22 protein-coding genes are annotated in these 26,650 nt (G+C 47.3%); 9 read left to right on the plus strand and 13 right to left on the minus strand.

Annotation, left to right across the window (positions count from 1 at the left end; translation table 11 throughout):
- Window positions 1–67 precede the first annotated feature (67 nt).
- A complete protein-coding gene (locus D0Y50_RS06465; RefSeq protein ID WP_117316044.1) occupies window positions 68–1,363 on the plus strand; it encodes a DUF445 domain-containing protein in 1,296 nt (431 codons plus the stop codon).
- Here D0Y50_RS06465 and D0Y50_RS06470 read toward each other — a convergent pair.
- The 3 genes from D0Y50_RS06470 to D0Y50_RS06480 all read right to left on the minus strand — a co-directional run bounded on the left by D0Y50_RS06470 (window position 1,360) and on the right by D0Y50_RS06480 (window position 3,747).
- Window positions 1,360–1,959 (minus strand): acyl carrier protein phosphodiesterase, encoded by a 600-nt coding sequence (locus D0Y50_RS06470; protein ID WP_117316045.1) that lies wholly within the window; start codon window positions 1,957–1,959, stop codon window positions 1,360–1,362. The two genes, D0Y50_RS06465 and D0Y50_RS06470, sit on opposite strands and share 4 nt — an antisense overlap.
- 6 nt (window positions 1,960–1,965) lie before the next feature.
- A complete protein-coding gene (locus D0Y50_RS06475) occupies window positions 1,966–2,778 on the minus strand; it encodes a TM2 domain-containing protein (RefSeq protein WP_117316046.1) in 813 nt (270 codons plus the stop codon).
- Between the two features lie 84 nt (window positions 2,779–2,862).
- Window positions 2,863–3,747: a LysR family transcriptional regulator gene (locus D0Y50_RS06480; RefSeq protein ID WP_117316047.1), complete on the minus strand. Its 885-nt coding sequence runs from the start codon at window positions 3,745–3,747 to the stop codon at window positions 2,863–2,865.
- Between the two features lie 114 nt (window positions 3,748–3,861).
- Between D0Y50_RS06480 and D0Y50_RS06485 the strand changes: the two genes are divergently transcribed.
- The 3 genes from D0Y50_RS06485 (at window position 3,862) to D0Y50_RS19470 (ending at window position 7,404) form a co-directional block, all read left to right on the plus strand.
- Window positions 3,862–5,007, plus strand: coding sequence for an S-(hydroxymethyl)glutathione dehydrogenase/class III alcohol dehydrogenase (locus tag D0Y50_RS06485; RefSeq protein ID WP_117316048.1), 1,146 nt, complete (start codon window positions 3,862–3,864; stop codon window positions 5,005–5,007).
- 205 nt (window positions 5,008–5,212) lie between these two features.
- Window positions 5,213–6,442: a porin gene (locus D0Y50_RS06490; RefSeq protein WP_170145456.1), complete on the plus strand. Its 1,230-nt coding sequence runs from the start codon at window positions 5,213–5,215 to the stop codon at window positions 6,440–6,442.
- 788 nt (window positions 6,443–7,230) lie between these two features.
- Window positions 7,231–7,404, plus strand: a complete 174-nt coding sequence (locus tag D0Y50_RS19470; RefSeq protein WP_170145457.1) for a hypothetical protein — start codon at window positions 7,231–7,233, stop codon at window positions 7,402–7,404.
- A 759-nt stretch (window positions 7,405–8,163) separates the two neighbouring features.
- Here D0Y50_RS19470 and D0Y50_RS19475 read toward each other — a convergent pair.
- The 3 genes from D0Y50_RS19475 to recN all read right to left on the minus strand — a co-directional run bounded on the left by D0Y50_RS19475 (window position 8,164) and on the right by recN (window position 10,847).
- Window positions 8,164–8,319 carry a hypothetical protein gene (locus D0Y50_RS19475; protein ID WP_170145458.1) on the minus strand — a complete coding sequence of 52 codons (156 nt, stop codon included), beginning with the start codon at window positions 8,317–8,319 and terminating at the stop codon, window positions 8,164–8,166.
- Window positions 8,320–8,679: 360 nt separating this feature from the next.
- Window positions 8,680–9,036, minus strand: coding sequence for an outer membrane protein assembly factor BamE (locus tag D0Y50_RS06495; protein WP_108568495.1), 357 nt, complete (start codon window positions 9,034–9,036; stop codon window positions 8,680–8,682).
- Between the two features lie 125 nt (window positions 9,037–9,161).
- Window positions 9,162–10,847 carry a DNA repair protein RecN gene (gene recN, locus D0Y50_RS06500; protein WP_117316050.1) on the minus strand — a complete coding sequence of 562 codons (1,686 nt, stop codon included), beginning with the start codon at window positions 10,845–10,847 and terminating at the stop codon, window positions 9,162–9,164.
- Between the two features lie 599 nt (window positions 10,848–11,446).
- Between recN and D0Y50_RS06505 the strand changes: the two genes are divergently transcribed.
- A complete protein-coding gene (locus tag D0Y50_RS06505; RefSeq protein ID WP_108568493.1) occupies window positions 11,447–12,421 on the plus strand; it encodes a DUF1852 domain-containing protein in 975 nt (324 codons plus the stop codon).
- A 31-nt stretch (window positions 12,422–12,452) separates the two neighbouring features.
- Window positions 12,453–13,481 (plus strand): methionine synthase, encoded by a 1,029-nt coding sequence (locus D0Y50_RS06510; protein ID WP_176582449.1) that lies wholly within the window; start codon window positions 12,453–12,455, stop codon window positions 13,479–13,481.
- A gap of 302 nt (window positions 13,482–13,783) precedes the next feature.
- Here the strand turns inward: D0Y50_RS06510 and D0Y50_RS06515 are convergent, their stop codons facing one another.
- Window positions 13,784–14,680: a LysR family transcriptional regulator gene (locus D0Y50_RS06515; protein ID WP_117316051.1), complete on the minus strand. Its 897-nt coding sequence runs from the start codon at window positions 14,678–14,680 to the stop codon at window positions 13,784–13,786.
- A 114-nt stretch (window positions 14,681–14,794) separates the two neighbouring features.
- On the opposite strand from D0Y50_RS06515, the gene D0Y50_RS06520 reads away from it, so the two are divergent.
- On the plus strand, window positions 14,795–15,727 hold the full coding sequence (locus D0Y50_RS06520) for an aromatic alcohol reductase (protein ID WP_117316052.1): 933 nt from the start codon (window positions 14,795–14,797) through the stop codon (window positions 15,725–15,727).
- A gap of 914 nt (window positions 15,728–16,641) precedes the next feature.
- On the opposite strand, the gene D0Y50_RS06530 is transcribed toward D0Y50_RS06520, so the two are convergent.
- The 3 genes from D0Y50_RS06530 to D0Y50_RS06540 all read right to left on the minus strand — a co-directional run bounded on the left by D0Y50_RS06530 (window position 16,642) and on the right by D0Y50_RS06540 (window position 19,608).
- Window positions 16,642–17,199 (minus strand): DUF6470 family protein, encoded by a 558-nt coding sequence (locus D0Y50_RS06530; protein ID WP_117316054.1) that lies wholly within the window; start codon window positions 17,197–17,199, stop codon window positions 16,642–16,644.
- A 52-nt stretch (window positions 17,200–17,251) separates the two neighbouring features.
- On the minus strand, window positions 17,252–18,025 hold the full coding sequence (locus tag D0Y50_RS06535) for a PRC-barrel domain-containing protein (RefSeq protein WP_117316055.1): 774 nt from the start codon (window positions 18,023–18,025) through the stop codon (window positions 17,252–17,254).
- A 1,067-nt stretch (window positions 18,026–19,092) separates the two neighbouring features.
- Window positions 19,093–19,608: a nuclear transport factor 2 family protein gene (locus D0Y50_RS06540; RefSeq protein ID WP_108568487.1), complete on the minus strand. Its 516-nt coding sequence runs from the start codon at window positions 19,606–19,608 to the stop codon at window positions 19,093–19,095.
- Window positions 19,609–20,097: 489 nt separating this feature from the next.
- On the opposite strand from D0Y50_RS06540, the gene D0Y50_RS06545 reads away from it, so the two are divergent.
- Both D0Y50_RS06545 and glsB read left to right on the plus strand, forming a co-directional pair.
- Entirely contained in the window at window positions 20,098–21,192 is a 1,095-nt protein-coding gene (locus D0Y50_RS06545) for an acyltransferase family protein (RefSeq protein ID WP_117316056.1), read from the plus strand.
- A 110-nt stretch (window positions 21,193–21,302) separates the two neighbouring features.
- Window positions 21,303–22,211: a glutaminase B gene (gene glsB / locus D0Y50_RS06550; RefSeq protein WP_117318650.1), complete on the plus strand. Its 909-nt coding sequence runs from the start codon at window positions 21,303–21,305 to the stop codon at window positions 22,209–22,211.
- Here glsB and D0Y50_RS06555 read toward each other — a convergent pair.
- From D0Y50_RS06555 to D0Y50_RS06565, 3 genes are read right to left on the minus strand one after another with little or no spacing between them, the layout of a single operon-like run.
- On the minus strand, window positions 22,205–23,293 hold the full coding sequence (locus D0Y50_RS06555) for a lipocalin-like domain-containing protein (RefSeq protein WP_117316059.1): 1,089 nt from the start codon (window positions 23,291–23,293) through the stop codon (window positions 22,205–22,207). The two genes, glsB and D0Y50_RS06555, sit on opposite strands and share 7 nt — an antisense overlap.
- Window positions 23,290–25,800 carry an FtsX-like permease family protein gene (locus D0Y50_RS06560; RefSeq protein ID WP_117316060.1) on the minus strand — a complete coding sequence of 837 codons (2,511 nt, stop codon included), beginning with the start codon at window positions 25,798–25,800 and terminating at the stop codon, window positions 23,290–23,292. The genes D0Y50_RS06555 and D0Y50_RS06560 overlap by 4 nt, the downstream gene beginning before the upstream one ends.
- Window positions 25,800–26,471 carry an ABC transporter ATP-binding protein gene (locus D0Y50_RS06565; RefSeq protein ID WP_117316062.1) on the minus strand — a complete coding sequence of 224 codons (672 nt, stop codon included), beginning with the start codon at window positions 26,469–26,471 and terminating at the stop codon, window positions 25,800–25,802. The genes D0Y50_RS06560 and D0Y50_RS06565 overlap by 1 nt, the downstream gene beginning before the upstream one ends.
- Window positions 26,472–26,650 lie beyond the last annotated feature (179 nt).

Genomic DNA, 26,650 nt, shown 5'->3' on the forward strand with positions numbered 1-26,650 from the left:
CTTTTTTATTGGTGATAGTGTACTTTAGTAAAGCGTTTGCAATGTATTGCTATAGGTGGAGAGAGTATTGAAAGCACAACAACTGGCTCGGGCTAAACAACAGGCGCTATGGTGCCTCCTGATAGCGGCAGCATTGTTTATTGCCACCACGGTATTGGAGTATGTGTTTCCTTATGCCTCGTGGTCCAGCATGAATGCTTTTTTCAAAATGGTTAGCGAGGCGGCGCTGGTTGGCGGCCTGGCTGATTGGTTTGCCGTTACCGCGCTATTTAAGCCTATTCCGGCCCGTTACCCCATTGCGCATACTAATATTGTGGCCGCCAATAAACAGCGTATAGCGGCCAACCTGGCAGACTTTGTCAAAGAGAAGTTTTTCAACCCGCCCGCGATTAAAGCGCTGGTACAGCAGAGCCATCCGGCAGAGCATTTATCGCAGTGGCTTCAACAGCCTGCAAATGCAGCACGTAGCGCTAAATTTATCAGCGATGCCGGCGCCGGGGCGCTAAACATGGTGAGCGATGCTACGGTGCAGGACGTATTAACCGCAAGCGCAAAGAAACTATTGGCCAAGTTAGATATGCGACCCTTTGCGGGCGGAACGCTACGAGTGCTGACAAAAGAAGGCCGACACCAGCAGATACTTGACCAGTTGATAGCACAGGCTGCCACCCTATTAGAGCGTCCGGCGAGTCAGGCATTTATGGCGGAAAAACTGCATCAGTGGTTGCGCACAGAATATCGCCGGTTGGAAAAAATCCTGCCAACTCAATGGATAAGCGAACAAGGCGCCCAGGTAGCTACCAAGGCGATAGTCAGTACTATTGCTGATATTAACGCTGATCCGCAGCATCCTTTGCGCCAGTCTTTCGACCGTTACATTCAGCGCCTTATTCACCAAATAGAACACGATGAAGATACCGGGCGCAAGTTGTCTCAGTGGCAGCACGCCATGCTGGAAAATCAACCGTTACATGAGTATATGGGCCATATTCTTAAAGATGTGCGCGTGTTTTTACAGCAGGATCTAGCCAAGCCAGATAGTCATGCCCGTCACCATATCCAAACTATGTTAAAGGACTTTGGTCAGGCTATTGCCCAGCGGCCCGAACTTACCCGTACTATCAATACAGCAATTGAAAACAGTGCTGCCTATTTAGGTCCGCAGGTCAGTGACTTTTTAACCCGGCATATTAAAACCACTATTGAGAATTGGGATGACCAGGAAATGGCTGAGCAAATCGAGCTCAATATAGGCAAAGATCTACAGAAAGTGCGGATTAACGGCACGCTGGTTGGGGGGCTGATTGGCGGTATTTTGTTTGGGCTGGAGGGGGTCATTGACGTAGTGGTCAGTGCCAGCTAACCAGCGCTTACCGATATTTCGAGATTCTGATGGGCAACGGTACGGGCCAGGTCCGGGAAAAATGCCAGAAAAGCGCTTTCTAACGTAGTGTAATGCTGTAAAACTTCATCAATGCTACCGGCAAATTGATGGCGAAAGCGGATCCGCGCCGCGGTATTATCCAGCGCCCGGCTCACACCATCTAGCTGGCCGTAAACTTTTAGCCATTCATGTTCTACCATGCCGGTTACGGTGCGCTGCATAGACGCAGGCATAGCGGGTATTTGCTGTTGTAATAGTGTATAGCGCTGTTGGCAAAATGCGTCAAACGGCACAGCGCTAAATTGGCTCCAGTGCCGGATTAGAAAATGATCAAACACAATATCGACGATAATCCCGGCAAATCGCCGCCGGGTGGGGCTAAATAATGCTTTACAGGCCAGCACCTGGGTATGGGCGTCAGTCTCCCGGTCGACAAGCCGATGGTTAGCCAGCCCCTGGCGTACCGGCGGTGAAAAATCCTGGGGGCGCACGCCGCGCATGAAGTCTCCCAGCAAGTTACCAAAACAGGACTCCGCTGTAGGTTGGGCTAAAAACAAGTGTGCCAGATAATTCATTTGGGTTTATCGACACTGGCTGGGCAGCGCGTAGCCGACCAGTGTGGAACCTGAACAGTCCCACAGTACTTCACCGTTCATCAACACCGGCACCATGATAATTTGACCGCCATTAGGGCCCGGCAATGTTGCAGATAGTTCCGTTCGGCTGAGCTGAATAGACTGCCCGTAGTCATCCATCATTTGTTTATCTAAGCGTAGCTGACTAAGATTTTGCGGATGTCTGCCATGCGCTTGAACAAATTGTTGGGTCGCCGTAGCAACCTGTTCGGTAGCGGCCACAATGGCACGCTGCTGTTGGTGCGCCTCAAAGGCGTTTGACGCAGCCTGAAAGGGCAGCCAACTTAATAATGATAATGTGCCGGCGAATATTGCTAAGCCTAAAATCATAAATAAGCCCAATACTTTCCCACTTTCGCGGCCGGTACTAATACCCTGATTGTATTTGGCGTTCCAGGCGGTTTGCGAAGACGACAAAAATACAATGCATTCAACAATGCCAGCTAACCAGGGCAGTGGTGTCCAACAAAAAGCAAGATATAATAACGCGCGCCATTGTTTTAGGTAAAAACGGTGCAAACCAAATAGCCCGCCGAATAAGGCAAGGGCTGCCGCCGCTACCCGGCTACGATAAACAAAACTATCAGCTATGGCGCCACAAGCGCCGCATTGGGGGCCGGTAGTATTACATGGCTCTGCGCAGCGCGCGCATACTGGTTGGTCCTGACGACTTGCATCTGCCTCGCCACTGGCGGGCCGGTTAGCCGAGTTTTCGCGGTCAGAAGCACGGCTTTTTGGAGATATTATTGGGCTGGCCATACATACGCTTTTATAAATAAAATCAACTCTTAGTGTGCCATATTTCAGTGCGTGCTGCTGACTTTTGTGGTTCAGGCGAACCGCTTATACCGGGTGCGAGGCGTGCAAATGCTGATGCAAAAATGTAATCAACAACCGTACTTTGCGGCTCATCTTTTTATGTTCGGTAAATACTGCCCAGATCCCTTCAGGCGCATCGCGATAATTTATCAGTACCTCTTGTAACCGACCAGCCTGTAGGTCTGCCTTTACGTAATAATCCGGCAATTGCACGAGCCCAAGCCCTGTCTTAGCACTTTGTAATAGCGCCAGGCCAGAATTGCAGCGCAGGCGACCGCTAACGGGTAAGCGGTAACTTTTTTGCTTGTCACTAAACCGCCATTGATCGGTAGACCCCAACAGACACTGATGTTTAACCAGGTCGCCCGGCGTTTGGGGAATGCCATATTGGTTTAAATAGCTGGCGCTGGCGCATACATGCATTTGTCTGCTGGCCAATCGACGGGCGACCAGGCTGGAATCTTTCAATTGGCCCAGCCGTACAGCCACATCAATTCCCGCATCCAGCAAATCTAACTGCCGGTTAGTCAGGGTAAGAGTAATCTGCAGCTCGGGGTAGGTTTGCAAAAATTGGTTTATTAAGGGCGCAATATAGGCATCGCCATAGGTGGCGGGGGCGGTAATATGAAGCTTACCTTTTAATGTATGCTGAATGGCGGTGACCGCTTGTTCTGCCACCTCTAAGCCGTCTACCAATTGCTGGCAATGGTCGTAAAACAAGCTACCAGCCTCGGTAACCGATACCTTGCGGGTGGTGCGATTTAACAGTTTTACACCCAGCCGGTCTTCCAGTGCGGCAATCCGCCGACTGACATTTACCACACTAATGCCCAAGCGCCGGGCGGCGCCGGTAAAACTTTGGCTTTGTACAACCTGTACAAACTCTGTGATGCCTATCCACTGGGACATACTATTATTTCATATATGAAATGATGAATTGCATTTTACACATATTATTTCTTCTGGCAAAAGCCAGTACACTACGTGTATCAAAATTAGTCACTATCTTCTTAGGAGTAACCAATGCCATTATCTATTAGTGAAGGGCAAACCTCGATCAAAGCAAAAGCAGCCGTTGCGTGGGGGCCGGGAGAGCCACTTAAAATGGAAGAAGTGGATGTCCAGTTACCAAAAGCAGGTGAAGTATTAGTAAAAATTGTGGCCACGGGAGTTTGTCATACTGACGCGTTTACGCTATCGGGGGAAGATCCTGAAGGACTCTTTCCGGTTATCTTAGGTCATGAAGGTGGCGGTATTGTTGAGATAGTCGGTGAAGGGGTCACCAGTGTAGAGGTTGGCGATCATGTTATTCCTTTATACACCGCAGAATGTGGAGAATGTAAGTTTTGTCGCTCTGGCAAAACTAACCTTTGCCAAGCTGTACGTGAAACACAAGGGAAAGGCCTGATGCCTGATGGCACCAGCCGATTTTCTATAGATGGGCAACCCGTGCATCACTATATGGGCTGTTCCACTTTTTCTGAATACACCGTACTGCCGGAAATATCGTTAGCAAAAGTTAATAAGGCAGCCCCCCTAGACGAAGTTTGTTTGTTAGGGTGTGGTGTTACCACAGGGATGGGTGCAGTTCTCAATACGGCCAAGGTGGAGCAGGGCGATACGGTTGCTATTTTCGGGCTGGGGGGCATTGGTTTATCGGCCATTATTGGTGCACGTATGGCTGGCGCCAGTAAAATTATCGGTATTGATATAAACGAAAGTAAATTTGAGCTGGCACGCCAGCTGGGCGCTACCGATGTGGTGAACCCTACACATCACGATAAACCCATTCAGGATGTGATTGTTGAAATGACCGATGGCGGTGTGGACTATTCATTTGAATGCATTGGCAACGTTAACGTGATGCGCCAGGCGTTAGAATGCTGTCATAAAGGTTGGGGTGAATCGGTTATTATTGGGGTGGCTGGCGCAGGGCAGGAAATCTCTACGCGGCCGTTTCAGCTGGTCACCGGCCGGGTATGGCGCGGCTCGGCTTTTGGTGGCGTAAAAGGTCGCTCCGAGCTGCCCGGTATTGTAGAGCAATATTTAAATGGCGAATTTGGGTTACAAGAATTTATTACCCATCGGATGCCACTACAGCAAATCAACGATGCTTTCGATCTGATGCATGAAGGACGAAGCATCAGAACGGTTATTGAAATGAGCTAGTCGTTTATTGAGGCCCGTATATATGCGGGCCTAAGTCTTTTTACCGGTCAAACACCCCAACTTTATCATTAGTAATTCTGGTACAAATTTCGTCGAAAAGTTCATAAATGACACTTTTGTGTCATATTTATGACAAACCGCTTGACACCAAATACGTTCGCTTTAGACTGCGCGGCTCGATGCAATACCACTTCCGGAATCTGTTTTGATAAATCTTCGACAATGTCAGCGAGCCGCCGTTTTTATTGCGTGTATAACGGCGCCCATCGCCATCACAACTCGTTTTGCTCAAGCTGCTGAAGCGCATTCATTAACCCCAACCGGAACAGGGTTCAGTATTGGTGATGATAGTTCGATAGCGTCGGCAACCATCAATACACGTGCGCAAATTCGCTATACTTCCCAGTATGTTGATGATCCCCGTGAAACTGACGACTTTTTCGCCGACTCAGACAGCAAGCTTAATATCAATCGCGCCCGGTTGAAAATAGAAGGGCATATTTACCAGCCGTGGATACGATACTTTTCTCAGTTTGAGCTGGCTGATGGCTACTTTATAGATTATGGCCTGGCGATTGAAAAATATGCACAGCTGAACGTGAAGATTGGGCAGTGGAAGATGGAATATTCACGAGAGCGCAGTGTCAGTAGTGGCGAGCAGCAACTTATCGACCGTTCCATTATTAATCGTATGTTTACGATAGATAGACACAATGCAATATCTGTTTATGGCCGGCTCAATCCTGACACCCTTGCCGATGTCAATTACTGGGTAGGTATCGGTGCTGGTACGGGGCGCGGTAACAGTTTGTCGAGTCCCGGCAAGCCGTTGTACTTTGCGCGCGTGCAATGGAATCCGTTAGGCGGTGGCGTAGACTTTACCACAGCCGACTTAGCCACCCATACTACCCCTGCATTATCAATTGGCTATGCCCACGCGTGGAACGAAGGTCAATATAGCCGATTTTCCTCATCAGGTGGTGGCCAGTTAGGCCTATGGAAAGAAGTGCAAGAAGCAATCGATGCCACGCCCCTGCCACATCCATTGACCAAAATAAACCAATACAATGTAGATATGGCGTTGATGTATAAAGGCTTTAGTGCGCAAGCAGAATACCATGAGAAAGAGGTAAGTGCACAAAACCAGAATGATCTATCGCTAGATGGCTATTATATTCAAGCAGGTTACTTATTGAATAGCGTATGGCAGTGGTGGCCGAAGCCGTTGGAGGTCGTCGGCCGATATGCTACCTACACATCACAACAGGCGGAAGAAGATCGCAAAAATGAAGAGCACAGTGTTGGTCTTAATTGGTACTTTGCAGGGCATAACAATAAGCTGTCGGTAGATTTTACGCGATTTGATTTACACGCTTTGAATACCGAACAGTTTTCTGATAACCGCTTTAGAGTGCAATGGGATTTCACGTTTTAAAGGGCGGTAACACGAGGGTGCAGAGGGATAGTATGTGAAACGGCCAAGGCAGGTTCGTTACAAACTACCTGGTTTATAGATGCCAAAAATTAACCCCGTTGCCAGGCAACGGGGTTATTTACGTACACAAAAAATGCCTGAGTTAAAGCTTATAATAGCTTCAAATACTGCCGCTGGGGGCACTTAACCATGAGGTGTTTCGCTTTTATCGGGTAGGGCCTGACCAACAAGTTGGTAGAGGTCTTACTTACTTTCCGTTAAAAGTTAAAGCTGCGAGCAGTGTGCTCACGGTAAGTTAAATCAACAGGTAACCCTGTTTGATTCATGTTGTTGCCAGTTACTCGGCAGTAAACAATTCCGACTTCTTCTTGATTTTGCAATCGAAGATTTTCTGTGTGTTTTTTCTTCCAATATAAAACGCCACTGTGTATGGATGTTTACGCTGAAAGAACTTGGTAAATGATTTAATCATACATCCTCCTGTTCTTTTTTGACCTACATAGGTTACTAAGGTTTGAGTCTGAGATCAAGCTTATTTCATCATACTGTAATATTATTGTCATATTCGGGTGGTAGAGCGGGGGAAACTACTCATGACGCTCTTCGAAAACGGTGCGCTAACAACGAAATGAACTGTGCGCTCCCGGACAACGTATCTTTTCAGACTATATACAATACTGATAAGGCTGATCGAGGGTGATCGCAATCGATAACACTCACTCCTTGTTAATAAAGCAATATAGATGCCAAAAATTAATCATTAGTTAACGCAAGTAGAGGCAGTACTTATGACAACGTCTAAAAAACCAACCACCGAACGAAAAGAAAAGATGAAAGATGAAGACGCAGAAGCCAGTGCGCCAGAGCAAAGCAGCATTGCCGGAGAAGAAGATCCCGGTGCCGCATTAGAAGATTGGGTTACCCGTGATGAGCGCACTCGCCGAAAACCTGAAAACAAGTAATATTCCAAGCTAGGGTGCGCGGGCAAATCAATGTGCATTGATTCAGCTATACCAATGACTGTAAATGTTACTGAGCAAAATATACTTTCATTGTAAATCGGTAACAGCGTCGGATTTTTGGCAATCATAACGCTATGCTACCGCACCGCTGCCTTTCCTTTGCTCATCTACGCACACCGCATGTAAAAGCGCGAATATGCCGGCTAGCGGCAACCTCTGTTACCTGCAAGGCCATAAGTCTATACCAATGATAGCCAGGTTAGTCTGTATTGATAGCAAACCGCGATGGAAAACGGCCTATCTTTATAGGACAACAAAAAATAGGACAACAAAAAATAGGGCAACAAAAAACGGGGATCAAAAAGGTACACAACGCTATTTCGCTTTAAACAAATAGGATAACCCTAATAACTTAGCGCAAAGGAAAGACGTATCGGCGACACGGGGCACTTTTTTAGTGCAACTACCGTAATGTAATAGCGCAACAAAGATGTTCCGACCCTATCTTATCCCTTTCCCATCTCTTTACCATCCGAGTTCTATCCATGTCTGACCTATATAGTCGTATTATATTGGCGGCTGTATCTTGGATTACACAATGAATGCGACCCAATATCCGGGGAAAGCGAATTATCATACGGCGCTGCTATATCAGCTACCACACCTGCCTACACGCACCGGATCACCCATTATCAAGCATATATTTTAACTGTAGGGGGTTGATATTTAGACATAATTTAACCTTAGTGTTACTGATGATTAGTCTTTGCGGGAACGGGTAATATTACCGCGAATACTTACACCTATACCAGCACCTACCCCTTCACCAATATCCATACCTATACGCTTTCCGGTCTCGCTTATGCCTGAGTTGTTTTTATTCGTTAAATCTGGCGCGTAATATTTAGCTATCAAAACTTATCATCAAGTCGCTAGCTATCAGGGGCTAATATCATCAGTCATAAGGAGGACTAAGCTTGTATACAAGGGGGCTGGGTAAATAGCACCGCAGGCGGGTGCTTGAACATACTATGGTAAATAGCTTAGGCACTACTATACATAGTTTGCCCGCAAGCAAAACGATGATGCGGCTTCAGTAGCCCGGCTACCATTGTACTACGCCTATTAATAGGGTAGGGCGCGGTACAATTAACGAGAAGGCTACGCGTGTAGTTAAGCGCAATCGCCACGACGAACCGCGCTGTGGCGTATTGTTACCCCATAGCCCATCATTAAACAGCGGCCCTATGGTAGGGCCACTAGTTGATAGGCAGTTTACTGGTCTAGCGGGGTATCAAAATCTTCCGACAATTCAAAATCGCCTTCAGCTTTAGCAAGCTTGTTGTCATTAAACGACAATATTAATTGTTTCTGAAAGTCTTCCCCGCGCTTACGCATACCGCGTTTCATATCGTAAACATAATACCAGGTATCTTTATTAAAAGAGTCTTCAACTACAGGGTGGCCAAGCACGTAAATCACCTGCTCTTTACTCATTCCTACCCGCAACTCTTCAACATCTCTTTTTTCAAGAAAGTTACCTTGCGGTACGTCTATTCGATAAATCCAGTTCGAGCAGGCAGACGTCGTACACAGGACGGTAGCCAGTAATAAATATTGATACAACTTCATGTAAGCGTTTTATCCAATCACATTTTGGTTTTTTATCACCAGGGATGACGTTCAGTAAGCAGCCCCGATGCACTTATTCGCGCGAAGCATGCTACCCCAGTCAAGTATGACCAATCAACCGCTTATTAGTTCGATTCAACACTTTTCAGTAGCTCTCTGGCGTTAGCTAGGGCTGTATCTGTCACTTTGTCGCCTGCTAACAAGCGCGCCAGCTCGTCTACCCGGTCTTGTTCTGTTAAGGCAAGCATACGGGTTTCTGTACTTTCACCATCCGTTAATTTGGTAACAAATAATTGATTATGTGCCTGAGCCGCCACCTGAGGTAAATGGGTAACACACATAACCTGGCTTTGTTTACCCAATGTACGCAGTAAGCCGCCCACAATTGACGCTGTAGGACCACTGATACCCGCGTCGACTTCATCGAAAATCATAGTGGGTGTGGCGCTATTGTCACTGGCAATAACCTGAATCGCCAAGCCTATCCGAGACAATTCGCCGCCAGATACTACCTTATCTAATCGGTCCGGATCCTGGCCCGGGTTGGTAGATACTTTCATTACAATATCATCCAGCCCACTTACGCCGGGTGTTTTATCTGCGTTAAATATAACCTCTACCACAACTTTCGCATGGGTCATGTTCATTTTGTGAATTTGCTTTTCAATGGCCGTAGCAAATTCCACCGCTGCCTTATTGCGCGATTCCGACAACGCTTTTGCCGCCAGTAAATATTCCTCTTTCGACAGCGCTACTGCCTCGGCTAATCCATCAAGCCGGGTGGCTTGGTCGTTAAGTAAGGCAAATTCATTCACCAGGTCTTGGTGACACTGGTATAGCGCTTCAGGCGACACGCCATGTTTGCGGGCAAGTTCCAGCGCCTTACTATAGCGGCTTTCAACCTGTTGTAATCGCAGCGGGTCAATTTCAAGGGCATCGCAATAGGCACGTAACTCTTGTGATGCCTCTTCTACCTGAATCACTGCATCATTCAATAATGTAACAATGGGGCCTAATGTTGCATCGTGTTCTTCCAGTTCGCTCAGTCTGTCCATACTGGTTTGAATAATAGATAAGGCGTTTACTTCATCGTTTTCATACAAGTTATAAAAACTGGTTTGCGCTTGTTCTAATAGCGATTGTCCATTACTCAAACGCCGATGTTCAGTTTCAAGTTCTACAAACTCGCCATCACCCAAAGCAAAGTCGTTTAGTTCTTCTACCTGATAAGCCAGCAGTTGCTGGCGATCTGCCCGGTTACTTGCTTCATCTTGTAAGTGCTTAAGCTCGTTCTGTTTTTCCCGCCATATCCGATAGGCAGAAGCCACACTATTTAACAGGGCGCCATGACCAGCAAAGTTATCGGTAAGCTGGCGTTGCACATCTTCTTTTAATAGCTGAAGGTGGGTATTTTGCCCGTGTATTGCTAACAAAAACTGGCCTAGCGATTTTAATTGCTGCAATGATACGGGAGAGCCATTGATAAAGGCTTTAGAACGACCTTCCCGGGAAATAACCCGCCGAATAAAACATCCGTGGGGGTCGTCTTCACTATCGAGTTCTTGTTCTTTAAGCCAAGTGCTGGCGGGGGTATTTTCAGTAATCGCAAAATGCGCCACAATTTCCGCTTTAGCCGCTTCTTTCCTTACCGCTCCTGCATCTGCCCGCTCACCTAAACACAAACTTAATGCGTCTATAGCGATTGATTTACCCGCACCGGTTTCCCCGGTAATAGCGGTCATTCCAGATTCAAAGTTAACGGCTAATTGTTTAACTACCGCAAAATTTTTAATAGACAGATGCACTAACATGTAAACACTCGATGTTTATACAGTATGTGTAATTTTATACAGTAGTTGCAGCAAGGTTTCAACAGGTGTATTGGCTTTAACATCTACAGTCTTAAAGTAGTTCGAATGAAAATAATAATTTTCAATAACTTGTCTATTAATGAGAAGTAAATACCCCCTTACTATATTGCAGATAGTCGGGGCGGAGGTGGCGATTCGGACATTAGTAGAAGGAAAAGGAAGTAATGTATAGCGGCTAGCCCTGAAAAGCGCGAGTGAGAGTATGCATTGCCCGCATAGCAGGGGGAACGGTTATAGGTGTGGCGGGCACTGCTCCCGCGTGTTTCATTAGTTGGGGTATAAAGGTTACCGCGCGCTTTCTTTTTTGGTGAGGCCGCGGTTCATGTGAAGCTTCCTGGTTTCCCTGATAGGCGGTTTTAATAAATGATGGCCTATTGGTTCGCTACAGGACATGACAATAATTCATTTATTTATGAAAATAAGTCGCTTTTATTCATAGGTTGTGGGGCGTATAAAGTCACCATTGCTTTGGCGTTTAACGTTTTTCACGCCAAAAACTAATTCAGGATTGACTTTAACGAACAGGTTGGTACCTCACGATGAATACAGATTTTACCTTTAAAATTAACAGCATTAGTTTCGATCAAAACTACCAGCCTGCAAACCATACCCGAATTACAACTAATTTCGCGAATTTGGCTCGTGGCGCGCATCGGCAGAAGAACCTGCGCAATACATTGCAAATGATAAACAACCGGTTCAACGCCCTCGCGCATTGGGACAATGCGACCCAGGATCGGTATTCAGTAGAGCTGAAGATTATTTCTGTCGATATAGATGTTGAAGGCAATGGCAATACTTTCCCTACTATTGAAATCCTGAAAACCAATATTGTTGATCAAAAAACAGGACAGCTTATTGAAGGGATCGTCGGCAATAATTTTTCTTCGTATGTGAGAGACTATGATTTCAGTGTGATTTTATCTCGGCACAATGAAAACAAAACAGGGTTTAGCATACCAGACGACTTCGGCGAGCTACATGGAAAGCTATTCAAGCATTTTGTGAATTCAAACGACTATAAGACCTATTTTTCTAAACCACCGGTCATTTGTTTAAGTGTTTCTGATAGAAAAACCTATCATCGCACAGAAAATGAGCACCCTGTTTTAGGGGTTGAATATACGCCAAATGAAACCTCTTTAACCGAGCAATACTTTGGCAAAATGGGTTTGAAAGTGCGTTATTTTATGCCCCCTAATAGTGTGGCGCCCCTCGCTTTTTTCCATTTTGGTGACTTGCTTAATGATTACACCAACCTAGAGCTGATCAGTACAATTAGCACCATGGAAACGTTTCAAAAGATTTATCGGCCAGAAATTTATAATGCTAACGCGCCGGCGGGTAAGCTTTATCAGCCAAATCTGAAACATCAGGATCACTCTCTTACGCAGATTAACTATGACCGGACAGAGCGTAGCCAGTTAGCAGCAGAGCAAGGCAAGTTTGTTGAAGAAAACTTTATCAGGCCATATCAGCATCTTCTTCGCCAATGGTCTGCCGACTGCGCCTAGCCCATTACATTTAACCAAAAAAGACCTTATTATGAAAAAACTGTTACCTACCTCTACCGCCGGCAGCCTGCCCAAACCCGCCTGGCTTGCGCAGCCCGAAACCTTATGGTCTCCCTGGCGGCTTGCCGATGATGAGTTAATTGCCGGCAAACAGGATGCGTTACGACTGGCGTTACAGGCACAGCAACAGGCCGGAGTGGATATCATTAGTGACGGAGAACAAACCCGGCAGCATTTTGTTACCACTTTTATCGAACATCTTGATGGTGTAGATTTTCAGCAGCGTAAAACCGTGAAAATACGCAACCGTTACGATGCCAGTGTACCGGTAGTGACCGACGCGGTGGCGCGGCCTAAGTCGGTATTTGTGGAAGACGCAACGTTTTTGCGACAGCAAACAAATCAACCGATTAAGTGGGCGCTACCTGGGCCCATGACGATGATTGATACCCTGTATGATGATCATTATAAGAGTCGAGAAAAGCTGGCCTGGGAATTTGCTAAAATACTTAACCAGGAAGCCCGTGAGCTCGAGGCCGCCGGGGTCGATATTATCCAGTTTGATGAACCAGCATTTAATGTGTTTTTTGACGAAGTCAACGATTGGGGGATAGCTGCCTTGGAAAAGGCTGTGGAAGGCCTAAAGTGTGAAACCGCGGTACATATTTGCTATGGATATGGCATTAAAGCCAATACAGACTGGAAACAAACCCTGGGCGAAGAATGGCGGCAGTATGAAGATATCTTTCCTAAAATCCAGGCCTCCGCTATCGATATTGTTTCTGTGGAGTGCCACAACTCCCGGGTACCCATGGAATTGATCGAACTGATTAGAGGTAAGAAAGTGATGGTCGGTGCCATTGATGTCGCTACCAGTACCGTTGAGACACCACAGGAAGTGGCGCAAACGCTGCGCAACGCATTACAATTTGTAGATGCAGACAAGCTTTACCCAAGTACCAATTGTGGAATGACGCCCTTATCCAGAACAGTAGCGGCGGCTAAGATGAAAGCGCTATGTGACGGTGCCGACATCGTCAGGCGCGAGCTTTCAGCCTAGTTTCAGCAGCGTGGCGGTCTGGTCCCGGCATAGTTATAGTCAGGCTGGGGCTTTGCCGTTCGGTCAGCGTTCGCCAACGGGGCCGGGCTAATAAATGCCGCTTTCTTAACGCTGTATTGATTAGATAGTTTGTAAGGGCGCATCTGTCTGGCGGCCTGTTTAGTAGAGCCTGGTTTCACCACAGCAGGCAGGAAAATACTTGATGGAAACCCGCCCTGATAAAGGAATATCTGAGTGTTAAGCCCCGCTAAAATAGCGGCCTGCTTTTATAGCGTTTAGTGGAAATCAGCATAATTTAATTGTTATTCCTTAGCCAAAACAGTTTTTATCCAGTGTTCGAAAACGCGAAATGATGGCTTTACATGCTTGCTTTGAGGATAAACCAGGGATAACGGCATAACCGGCGACGGATACTGGTCAAGCACTTCAACCAAGCTGCCATTGGCAATATAGGGCTGAGCGATATAGCGGGCGATCCGAATCAATCCTAAACCCTGCAAACCACAGTTTACATAAGTATCTGTATCATTGACCCTAAGTACTTCGTGCATTTTAACCGAAACCGATGCTTGATTATCCAGAAAATGCCAATCTGCTACCCGCCCGGAGCTTTGGCTAAGATAGCCGATAGCGCGATGATTACTTAACTCGTCTAAATTTTGGGGTTTTCCAAACTGCTCAATATAAGTGGGCGCGGCGACCACCACCCAAGCTGATACGGTAAGCTTCTGGGCAATGAGGGAGGTAGAATCGTCAATCTCTCCAGCCCGGATAACACAATCATATCCATCCTGGAATAAATCGACATTTTTATCGCTGGTACAGAGTAACAGTTCAACGTCGGGGTATTGATGAATGAACTGGCTTATTTCCGGTAATACAGCGTGATGGGCTAAAGAGGTCGGCATACTCACTTTAAGCCTACCACGTGGTCTACCTGCTTTATGGGGAAAATGGGACTCTATGGCGGATATTTCCGCGAGTAAATAGCGGCACTGTGCAGCATAGTTCTCCCCATCCTGGGTTACCCTTAACTTGCGAGTGGTGCGTTGTATCAATTTTACACCTAAATAATCTTCCATTTCTTTTATCATTCTTGACACCCTTGATTTCGGCATGCCAAGCGCCTCAGCTGCCCGGCCGAAATGGTTCGCCTCTACCACCTGCACAAACACTTTCATACCTTCCAGACGCTCCATTACGCTCTCCATTGTTGCAAATTTGAGAATAGACGAACCCAAATTTGATTATTATCGTCAGTACACATCCCTATTAAACTCCAATTTAAGATAATAAGTGAGGAGTAAAGGGGTATGGGTCAAAATTTAAACGTAAATGTCAAAAAAATACTTATTATGGGGGCCGGCCAATTAGGTTTGGCTGTGCTTAACGCGTTACATGCCGATGTCGCATTGTTAAACGGTGATATCACGGTTTTAGTATCGCCAGCGTCCCTTAATACCGATAAGACGCCAACTAACCCTACATTAAGGATACTCGCCGAGCAGGGGGTGAAATTTACCGCTCTTGATTTAGCCGCTATCGATCACAATAGCTTGGTGGCCTTCTTTGCTAAGTTTAATACAGTGGTCAGCTGTACTGGCTTTGTGGCCGGCCCTGGTACTCAGATAAAAATCACGCGAGCGGTGCTTGAAGCCAACGTTGCTCGTTATTTTCCATGGCAGTTTGGCGTGGACTATGACGTAGTAGGTAAGGGGAGTGGCCAACCGGTATTTGATGAGCAATATGAAGTCAGAACAATGTTACGGCAGCAAGTAACTACCGAATGGGTGATTGTCTCGACCGGCATGTTTACCAGTTTTCTGTTTGAACCTGCATTTGATGTGGTGAACCTTGAACAGGGTTACATCAATGCTCTTGGCAGCTGGGGAAATAAGCTAACGGTTACGGCGCCCGAAGACATCGGCCAACTAACGGCAACAATTATGTTAGCCACCCCCAGAATTATCAATGAAGTCGTGTTTGTAGCAGGCGATACGATTAGCTATGCCGAATTAGCTAAGATAGTTGATAATGTAAGTAGCATGCGTATTAAGCGCAATTTATTGCCGGTAGACTGGCTACACAGACAGCTTGCTAAAAAACCTGAAGATCAGATGTTACGGTATCGCGCTGCCTTTGCACTGGGTGAAGGGATGTGGTGGGACATAGAGAAAACGTTTAATTATAAAAACGCCATTGAGACTCAAAATACGACACAGTGGTTAGCTACTCACCTCCGGTAATCTGGTAATAAACGGTATGGAAGTGAGACAATTTTCTGTGGTCCTTACAGCACTCAACGCGATACATTAAACTGCCGCGGCGCAGTGTAGTGAGCCTGCCTATGTAAAATTAGCAACTTCGCGGGCCTCGGGTTTATAACCAAGCTCTACCCGATAGCGTCTGCAGTTACTCAGGCAAAAAACGGTGTCGGGCGTAAAAGCGAGGGAGCAGGCATCACGGTTTGTGCTAAATACGTGGCATAGCGACCCGGTGGGGCTTCCTCTGCTTGCTAGCGGTCTTAGCTTTCCGCCCCTCGGGCGTCTACCTCGGGCCTTCCACGTGCCTTCTACGAGACTGGATAGGGGGCAGATAACGGATAAAGATCGGCGTGTGGGTTTTGGGGCGAAGTTATTTGTAAATGGCTGAGTTGAGATATATTGCCATGCAGCTGGCTGTCCAGCCAGCCTCTACAATATTCCATTGCTTTGCGCTGATATAATCACTTGGATAAGCAAGGTGTCACCCTCAACTGCTGTGGCAGAAATATCTAAATTGCCAACACATACTTTCTTACCTTCCGATATGTCAGCATTTGCTTGAGCAACGTTTCCAGGGCAATGCACTAAAGCCTGCTCAGGTTATTCGCTGGAAAATAGCGCTGAAAGGGAGATTTACCTGGTTATTCCATGCTTTGGTATGCCATTTCGTAAACGCCGTAAGTGTGTGGGAACAAACGAATACTAAATTAATACCCGCACGGTCAAACTTAGTTGGGAAGATAATCAGAGAAAGTCTAGCCGCTAACCGGTAAGAGGCTGTATCAGCGACCCAGGTTACAAGAATGATGAACAATAAAAAAGGAGCCATCAAGATAAGGCTCCTTTTTCAATACTTTTTACCAACTTAACATTTGAGTAAATGCAAAACTGCCCAATTAGCGCTCTTCATTTACTTTTATTTGGGGATCTTCGGATTCGATCGACACATCTGCTTCGGGTTGGTCTACTTTCACTTCTGGGTCTTCACGGTCAACATCTACTGCCGGTTTCCCTGCGCTCACACGAACCTTGGGGTCCGACTGGTCAACATTAACTTCCGGCTTACGCTGATCAATCGTAATATCTGGATCCTGAGAGGTTATCGTCACTTCAGGTTTTGGCTGTTTTACAGTGATATTCGCAGGTTTTTGATTTACCGTAATTTTCGCAGGTTTTTGAGTCACTGTAACCTTATCGCCGTTACGCGGTTGCTCACTACTACTCTGGCTAGAAAGCTCGTTTGCCTGAATATACTCTTTAAGCTCACTTTCGTTCAAACTACCGTCACTGTCTTTATCATACTGAGACAGTATTTTCTTCATATCTTGCGGTTGTTTACTATCCTGAATGCTTTGCTTAGATAGCGGAATAGGTTGCTCTTCTTGCACTTGAGCATAGCCGGAATACGAGGTGAATGCTGCAGTGATAACAAGACCTAATGTGGTAATTTTCATAATTCTCTCCAAAAGTTAAAATAATATTAATAAAAGGTAAGGGTTAGTGCTATTAACTCTTTACGATGTCTTTTATTTGTTTATTTTTTTCGGAAAGAACAGTGTATTCAGATTTGGAATATTCAGGCAGTTTCTCTGCATCCTGGTTATTATCCCAAACAAGATTGTTTCCGTCTAATTTCACTTCGCTTAAAGGTAAAACTACCTTAGAACTGCCGAAGCCATAAAAACCACCTGCTTCCAGCACCAAACTCAGCTCCTGATTACTTTTATTCATAACGATTTCGCTAATATCGCCGGCTTCTTCGCCATTCGCACGCCTGATTTTTTTGGACTCTAACTCACCCACTGTTAGTTGCCCAATAGCAGCAATATCACTGCCTTCGCGTAAATTGCCGTTTTCGTCCTTACGTACAATTTTAATTTCAGGGTCGCTTTTTTGAAACTTTATATTCGGCTCTGCTTTATTAACGGTGACTTCAGGTTCGGCTGAATTTACCACTATCTCTGGTTCGGCTTGCTGAATATCAACCTTCGGTTCTTTTTGCTCAATATTAACGTCAGGCTTTTCATAATCTACATCAACTTCTGCTTTGCCTACGTTAACGTCGACCTTAGCGTCTTTTTGATCCACATTTACCGATGGTGCAGGCTGTTTCACCCGGACATCTGTTTTGCCTTTTTCTACTTCTACTTTGGCGCTGTCAGCTTCCTGGGGAATCGCCATTACAGAAGCTGATACTGTACTTAGCGCAAACAAACTTGCCAGGGTGAGTGCGCGAGGTTTGAATGCCCGGCGACGATCTAGGTTATATTCTGTATCCATTATTACTCTCCTTATTTCTGCTAAAATGTTTGCTAAAAAACATTGGCTAAAAAGTGTCTGCTAAAAACATCGACTAAAAAAGGTCGACTAAAAAAGGTCGGCTTAAAAAGTGCCGGCCAAAAATATTGATATTAATAATCAATTGATAGTTGATAGGGGAAGAGCAAATCTTGCACCAATACAGAATGAATTCGCGGCCAAAACCTGGTAAAAGCTATAAATTGTATCACCCACGTTCTGCGGATATTAGCTATAGGGCACTGTCGTATAAGAACTTTTTAAATGCGAGATGATTTCCAGGCGCGAATAAATTGAGAGGCGGGTTTATCTATGCGTATTGGCTTATTAATATAATTATAATAATCACGTTCACCTGTATTAAAGCAGAATGGTTAGTATTCTTTACAGGCATGTTAGTAGATATTTCATTGGCTATAATGCGCCTAGTAAAAAATCATTAAATCTATATTTTTTAGGTAATTGGTTGTTTGTTATCCCTGTGAATTCGGCAATAACAATAAAGCCGATAATAATCAGGATATTCTCCTTATTGTCATCAGCTGAGGCTGGCCCATACCCGTTTTAGCCTCAGCAAAAGATAATATCGGCTGGGCGACTAACAGTGTGTTAGTCATATTTAAGGTTAGCCATTTTTTTAAACGGTTAAGCTAATGGATTCTGGCCTGACGTACGGGGTGGTATCTTTTGGGGCACAAGCCCGCCCGTACTGTTTTACTATTTACCCGCTACCCGCTACCCGCTACCCGCTACCCGCTACCCGCTACCCGCTACCCGCGCCCGCCACTCCCATCGCCCAGGGAGCATTGAACCACGGCCGAATGGAGGGAGCATTACAGTCAGTTCACTCATGCACCACACAACTACATAGCGTACTCCGCGCCGCTTTCCCAAAACCGCAGCCCTTCTCAAGGTGTGTGGTTACCCTTTATGGCGTCCGGTTGTTATGCCTTTTCACAACGTGGGAGCGAGGCGTGTAGCACTTGATTGTCCTGGTTTACACCCTCATTAGTCAGTATCAGTGCTTACTCACTATTGGTTTCTCACAATCAATGTTCGATAGTGTGGGAATCCCGCACGCTACTGAAAGTCAGCGCCAGCAACGCCCAGTTACCTGCTGATTTCACATAAACTTCTGTTGCAGTAAATTCGTTTGCTACATCGTTACCACGCACATGGGCTTCCAAAGTAATACGGCTCCATACCACGGCAGTATTGCCCGTTATCTCAACATCGGTATCATGTACCACGGTATTTTTGTACCAAATACTGCCACTTTCGATAATTTCTAACTCTCTGGCGGTATTCCATGTACCGCTCATGTGCACGAACTTCGCCTCAGTATGAAACAGCGCGCTTAAGCGGCTAACATTCTTATCCGCCATCCACTGCCACTTTTGCTTCGACAGCGCAATAAGCTGGTTGGTTTGTGACAGCGGTGAGTCTTCGGCTTTTTGAGGCGTTGCTGGGTGGTTAGTCTGCTTGTCCTGACCGGGCGCGCTGATGGCTGCTGGGGTAAATAGCAGGCATATGAGAGGTAAAATAAGTAACTGAGTTCTAAGCATTATTAATGGTTCCTATTGATTATTGCTCGGCGCTATTGCCTAATTCCATCCAATTAACGGTATGTCCATCAACCGGGGCCATATCGCGATTTGTGGCATGGCGGTGTCAGGGGCGGCGCCGTGCCAGTGTTTATATTTGCAGGAATGCACTACACGCATAATCAGCGCGTCAAAGTATCAAGTCAATCAGAGCGTATACCGGAGTAATGGCTGATTATGCCTGATGCTTTATACACTGTAGACGAATTAATATTGGCAGTATTTCGGCTTAGGCGATTTACCTGAGGCATCTGCCAAAGGTGACTTATTTTGTTTTTTTATGCGCATAAATAGTGAGCCAGTGCGTATTGGTATGCGCCGGTGTATAATCGCAGCGGTAACCGCCATTATTATTACCATTCTCTAAGTGGTACCACTATCCATACGATGCCCACGTTATTTTGCCTTATTGGGGTGTGGGTATGGTGTGATGCAATAAAGAGTCGTTGAATGAAAGAGAAATCCCGTGATCATATTGGCTGGATAGACCTTGCCAAAGGTATTTGTATATTACTGGTGGTGTTTCATCATAGTATACAATCGGTGTATCTGCTGCCGGACATGCCGTTATCCGGTATAACTGCGACGGCAGCCAAACTGTATGAACTGTTAAGCATCAAACTGGTGCCTATTCGCATGCCTTTGTTTTTTATGATTTCCGGGTTTTTAGTTTATCGGGGGGTGACCCGTTATCAGTGGGATCAGGTCGGCTTCAAACGTATTCAAACTATCTGGTATGTCTACCTGCTATGGAGCATTATTCAGTGGCTAGCAATCGGTCTTATTGTGTACAGCAGTGGGGCGGCGGTGCCGGGGCACAGTGCCATGCTATCAGCGTTTGCAACCAACATTACTGACTTTACCGTACTTACCCTGACCGGCAGCAGCAGTCTGTGGTACCTGTACGCGCTGCCCGCTTATTTCATCATTTGTAAGCTGTTATCGTCAAAGCCCTGGCTAGCCTTGTCTTTTTTCCTGATATGTTATGGCTTAAGCAGCTATTACCAACTGCAGTTTCCTACCAGCAGTATTGTAAAAAATGGGATTTACTACGCCATCGGCGTATTCTTTTGTCCGGTACTCTTCCCCCTTATCAACCACATAAGTCACAAAGCCTTTTTATTTATTGCTGGGTTACTTGGCATAAAAATAGGGTTAGGATTACTGGAAGTTGACATTCATCTTATCAATACACTGTTGTTTGTCAGTATTATGGTGTTCTTCATTAACTGGCTACAGGATGTTGTCGATATTCCCATCATGCGCTGGATTGGGAAAAATACGCTGGCTATTTATATCATTCATTACGTTTTGCTAAAAATGTTGGCGTTTATCATAGTGCCCTGGCTTATTGCGCAGGGTTTCTTTGCGCAGCAAGCCTTTGTTACCGTTTGGTATTTAACGGCGCCAGTACTGGCAGTTGCGTTCATGACCGGCGGTAGCCTGTTAATTTGGCACTGTACTAACGTTGGGGTGGGGCGGTATTTATACGCTTCTCCGCGCCATCTTATGGCGCCCTTGCGAGCGGCATGGCAAAGCCGTTAAAGCCCCGCTTGCTGGCAGGCATAATTTGTTATTTTTATTGAGTTGTACGCGGGTAGTTCAGCCTGTGACAAATTGGAGGGCCTTTTTGGTCTAATACAATGATTCAGGCAATGCAATCGCTGTTAAATAATATCTATCAGGAAGTCATACCCATGTTGGGGCAGGGGAAGGTAGCAGACTACATTCCAGCCCTGGCCTGTGTTGATCCACACCAGTTTGGTATCGCTATTTGTGATAACGAAGACAACCTATTTTCAGTAGGCGATGCTCATACAGCATTTTCTATTCAAAGCATTTCAAAGGTATTTAACCTGGTACTGGCTATTAATCATTATGGCGAGGGCTTATGGCAGCGAGTAGGATGTGAGCCATCAGGGTTGCCGTTCAATTCTCTGGTGCAACTTGAGTATGAAAATGGTATTCCGCGCAACCCTTTTATTAATGCCGGGGCGTTGGCTATCAGTGATATGAATCAGTCACGCTTTGCGTCTCCGCACTTAGCCATGCGCGACTTTGTAAGGCGTCTGGCGGCCAATCCGGAGATTAGTGCCAATCGCGCGGTGGCCGATTCCGAATTTGAATACCGGGCGCGTAACGCGGCCTCTGCTTATCTGATGAAAGCCTTTGGTAATTTTGAAAACGAAGTCGAAGATGTGTTGCACAGTTACTTCTATAATTGTGCGCTTGAAATGTCTTGCGTTGACCTTGCCCGCTCGGTGAGCTTTTTGGCAAATCGTGGCCACTCCTTGTGCGCTGATGAACAAATTCTTACGCCGTCGCAAACCAGTCAGGTTAATTCACTATTGGCTACCAGCGGCATGTATAACGAAGCCGGGAGCTTTGCCTTTCAGGTGGGTCTGCCGGGTAAAAGTGGCGTAGGGGGAGGGATCATTGCGGTGGTGCCGGGGCGTTTCTCAATATGTGTGTTTTCGCCTGCACTCAACCCCATGGGTAACTCACAGTTAGGGGTGGCGGCATTAACTTCGCTGACTAAACACATCAACTGGTCGGTTTACTGATAACCGGTTAACTCCATAAAACCGGTGCCCTGGTGACTACCTGATACCTGTATACGACCTTCATAATAGGCTACGCGGCCAGGGTTCCATTGCCCTGGTTTAAAAGGTTTTATGGTCAGATGCATGGCCGGCTCAGCCAGATCTATCTGCCATTCTACCGGCACCTGCCGCCCGTTGATTGCCTCATAGCCCGAGGCCGTTATGCTCAATGCGTCGCCCGCTAATGTCGTATTTTCGCCGTGGGCAGTGATAAAAGTGCCGGTAGTGTACGGCGCTTCACCTTTAACGTGCATGGTAAATACCATCAGCTTTGCGCCATCCTTAAGGTGCACAGAAAACCAGTCCCAGCCTAACGCATCATTATTGGCTAGTTGACTGGACCATTCGTGATCAAACCACCCCTGACCCTTCACCTTGACGGCAGTTGCGGCAGAGCCCTGTTTCGGGCCAATCGCTAACTGCCCGCTAGCCTGTATAAAGGGTTGGCTATAATAGTAAGAACGGTACTTACCACTGGCTGACTTTTCACTATAGCCGCCTTGGCCATGGGCTATTAACGGCCCGCTGGTGGTTAACGCCAGCTCAACCGATACGTCATTTTGAATACTGAATTGCAGCACGGAAGGAAATAAATCCGTATTAGCCGATACCCATTGCCAGTTATCTATAGCCAACATAAAGGGTGCTGCACTAACCCCGGCATTTCCCACCCCGCCGCCAGCCAGCCGTTCTTCATAAAAATGCGCGGTAGGTGTATGTAACGAGGCATGGCCCATCCACTGTTGGCCATTGGTCCAGTGACTGTCATAGGGTGGGTTGGTGGTAAACCGGAACAGCGTAAATTGTAAGCCATACTGACGCTGCTGTTCATCACTTAGTACGAAGGTCAAATACCACCATTCCAGCGCGAACGCTGGGTGGCTGGCATGATCCTGTGGCCAGACTACCGGACGCTCGGGGATAACCTGGGCGCCCACCGAGGCGCTGGCCGCTGGCTGGCTAAATACACTGCTACGCGGTGCCGGTTCGCTACAGGCGGTCAGCCAACACCACGCTGTTATCCCGATAAGAAAGGCTTTCATCCGGCACCCTCCTGGCGCAAATCAACTTTATTATTTAACCGGCCCAAGGGCAGTAACAACACCACCAGAATCACTGCCAGGCTAAATAGCACGCTGCTAATTAGTACCTGAGCAGAGAGCTGCAACGGGTACACCCAAGAAAAAGCAAACCGATTGACCTGGTAAATAAATATTCCTGCCAGGCCAATGCCAAAGGGTAAGGCCACCATAGCAGTCGCAGTACATAGCAACATATATTGGGCGCCCAGCGCGGCTTTTATCTGCCATTGTCTTACCCCTAATGTGCGTAACAGGGTAAGTTGTGGCTGCAAGTCAAGAGTAAGCACACTTACTGAGATTGCGAACGCCAGCGCGGCAACCAGCAGGGTAACTATATTTAACGCATCCGTTAACACAAATGTGCGATCAAAGGTGGCCATAGAGGTGGTGATTAAGGCAGATGTTTCGTATAACTCGCCAAACGCCTTTAGCGCTGACAAGTCGGCGCCATCAACATTGTACAGCGCCGTTACACCTGCAAAACCGGCGGCCGGCGCGAAGACGGACAGCGGCAATAGCAACTGCGCGTCAGGGTTACCGTAATCAAGGTATACCCCTGCCACTATTCGCTCTGCAGGGCCGATGTGGTGGGGAGATACCTGATCTTTCACCCGGACAGATCCCAGGGTAATCTTCGCCCCGGGGGCAAGATGCTGGCGCAAGGCCATTTGCTGGTTGATCAATACCGCCTGATTTTGCGAAAACAGCGTCCATGCATTGGGTAACTGCTGGCTCAACGCCAGACTATCCTGGCTAGTTTTGTCGTCAGATACGCTACGTACCGTCACCGGTGCGCCGTTTACCTGAGTATAGCCCCGATAGCTTATACGTGCTGTGATGTTGGAACCTACCTGACTGGGCGAAGGCGGCGTGGCAGAATACAGATAGGCCGGCGCGGCCAAACGTTGGGTAAGCCAACTTTTGGTGGCTTGCCTGAAACTGTCAGTCATCACATTCATACCAATATTCGCGCTTAACGCAATAAAAAAAGCACACACGGCCAGCCGACTTTTTGCGCTAAGCGCATAGGTGCTGGCTACTACGTAGCCGGCCAGCGGGTAGTCAGGTGGCACCCCCCTTACCAGCAGACGGGTAAATCCGGGAAGCCACAGGATAATCAGCAGGCTGCCGCCCAGTAACACCAGCGCCACACTTATCAATGCCCACAGGGTTGAGTCGGCGGTCAGGATAGCCACACTGTTCACGACAACAATGACCGCCGTAATACACAACCGCTGAGCAGTATTTAGCGGCGTAGTGCGGCGACTACGACGATTAAGCGCCCCACCCAGTTGGCGTGCTGGTACTACAAAAAACACGGCTAATGCGGCAAAACTAATGGCAAATGCGCTCAGCAAAAGCTCGGCTAGCAAGGGCGAGGGCCGTACAAATGGCGCATTAAACAGATTAGCAAATGTGCTGCTAAGGGTAGGGGTCAACTGCCGGGTAAGTGCCACGCCGGCCAATACGCCGGCCGGGGTGGCCAGCGCACAGTACAGCGCAAGCTCGCCCAGTAATGCGTTGATCAGACTGTATCTACCCACGCCCAACTGGCGCAGGCGTACCAATTGTGGCAACCGCGAGCGGTACATCAACGTCAGTGCATTGAGTACTATAAATAAGGCTACCACTGCCATCAACATGCCCATAGCCCAGAGATTTAACTGAAAACTGTCCGACAAGGTCCCGGGTTGTTGAATGGCGGGTGGCGGCTTAAATTTAAGATGCACAGGTAACTGCCGGGTTAACGCATTTTGCTGACGGGGCGATAGAGGGGTGGCGGCCACCAGTGCGCTTATCGGCCTGTTATGCAGCGTATAATTCCCGGTGTAAAACGCAGCCAGGGGCACCACGATAGTATTATCAGGTATTTGGGTAAGCGGTGTGGGCGGTCGTATTGCGATACCACTGTCGCGACTTATTCCCCCTGGGCAGTCTAGCCGAGACACTAACGCCGGACTGGCTGCACTGACACTGCTAACAGAACCCGGTATCGGTTGAGGTGCTGCAGTGCTGTTGGCTGCATCAGCTAATGCGCGGGCCAAGGGCAGGTGGGCATTAGCCATGGCCAGGGTATCTATCCCGATGATCTCTACCGCGCGACTTATGTCCCGCGCCCCACGGCCAGAGGCTGGCGCTGAACCACATCGAAGTGGCCCGCTATCGCGACTAATGGCAATTAATTGGGTAAATCCGGCTTTACGTAAAGCGACATAATCAGCCCGTGTAATACTATGCTCGGGGCTACGTGCCACGACCATCGCACCACTTAACAGCCCCGGCTTAGTGTTAGCTAACTCCCCCTGGCTGGCACCAGCATTTATCAGTGACACGGATGATAGCCCACCAGTGGCTACCATAATAGCAACAACTATTAGCAAGGGTTGCCACGGCTTTTGCCGGGCCATTGCGGCCAGCGTTCTCACCATTAGCCACCAGTGCTGTATTGCCCATAAACGCCGCGGCATTAGCGCCCGCCTGCCACGGGAGCTGCGTGTAGCGTACCGTGTCGAAGCCACATGGGGGTTTGCGCTTGTTGGGCCACTTCATTGCTATGGGTTACCACTATCAACGTAGTGGCAAGTTCAGCGCAGATACTATACAGCGCTTGGGCGACCTGGTCGCTGGTTGTTTCATCAAGGTTACCGGTTGGTTCGTCAGCCAATACCACGCTGGGGCGATGCACTAATGCCCGGGCAATGGCCACCCGCTGCTGTTCACCTCCGGACAACGCAGAGGGCATTTTTTGACGTAATGGTGCAATGCCCAGAGTGTCCATGATGTGTTCCTGGTACGGCGCATCCACCACGCCTTTCAAGCGGGCTGTAAAAGCAATGTTGTCCCATACGTTCAGGCAATCCAGCAAATTAAAACTTTGAAATACCACGCCCAGCTGATCGCGCCGAAAGGCATCGGCATCTTTTTCCCGGTCACACGACAACGCAATATTGCCTATCTGTATAGTGCCTGCGTCGGCCTCTTCGAACCCGGCCATGAGCGCCAGCAAAGTGGATTTACCACACCCTGAGGCCCCGCGAATACTTACTGATTCGCCTTTAACGACGTTAAGAGTTAACTGGTTAATTATGGGTGTAGTGGCATGGGGATATTGCTTTACCAGTTCTTTAATAACAATCATCGTGGCACCCTGATACTAAATGGCCTGTCATCTGATGAGCTTGATGATGCCCATCCGGGGAGGCGCTGTCCAGTGAAGGCTTATTCATAAAGTCAGCCCGGCTTATTCACCAAAAAAGCTGGCTCCTTCCCAGGTGACTGAGTATCTGCCATCCTCAGGCTCTACTACAAATAACACAA

It is taken from the genome of Salinimonas sediminis, assembly GCF_003429285.1.
GTDB lineage: Bacteria > Pseudomonadota > Gammaproteobacteria > Enterobacterales > Alteromonadaceae > Alteromonas > Alteromonas indica.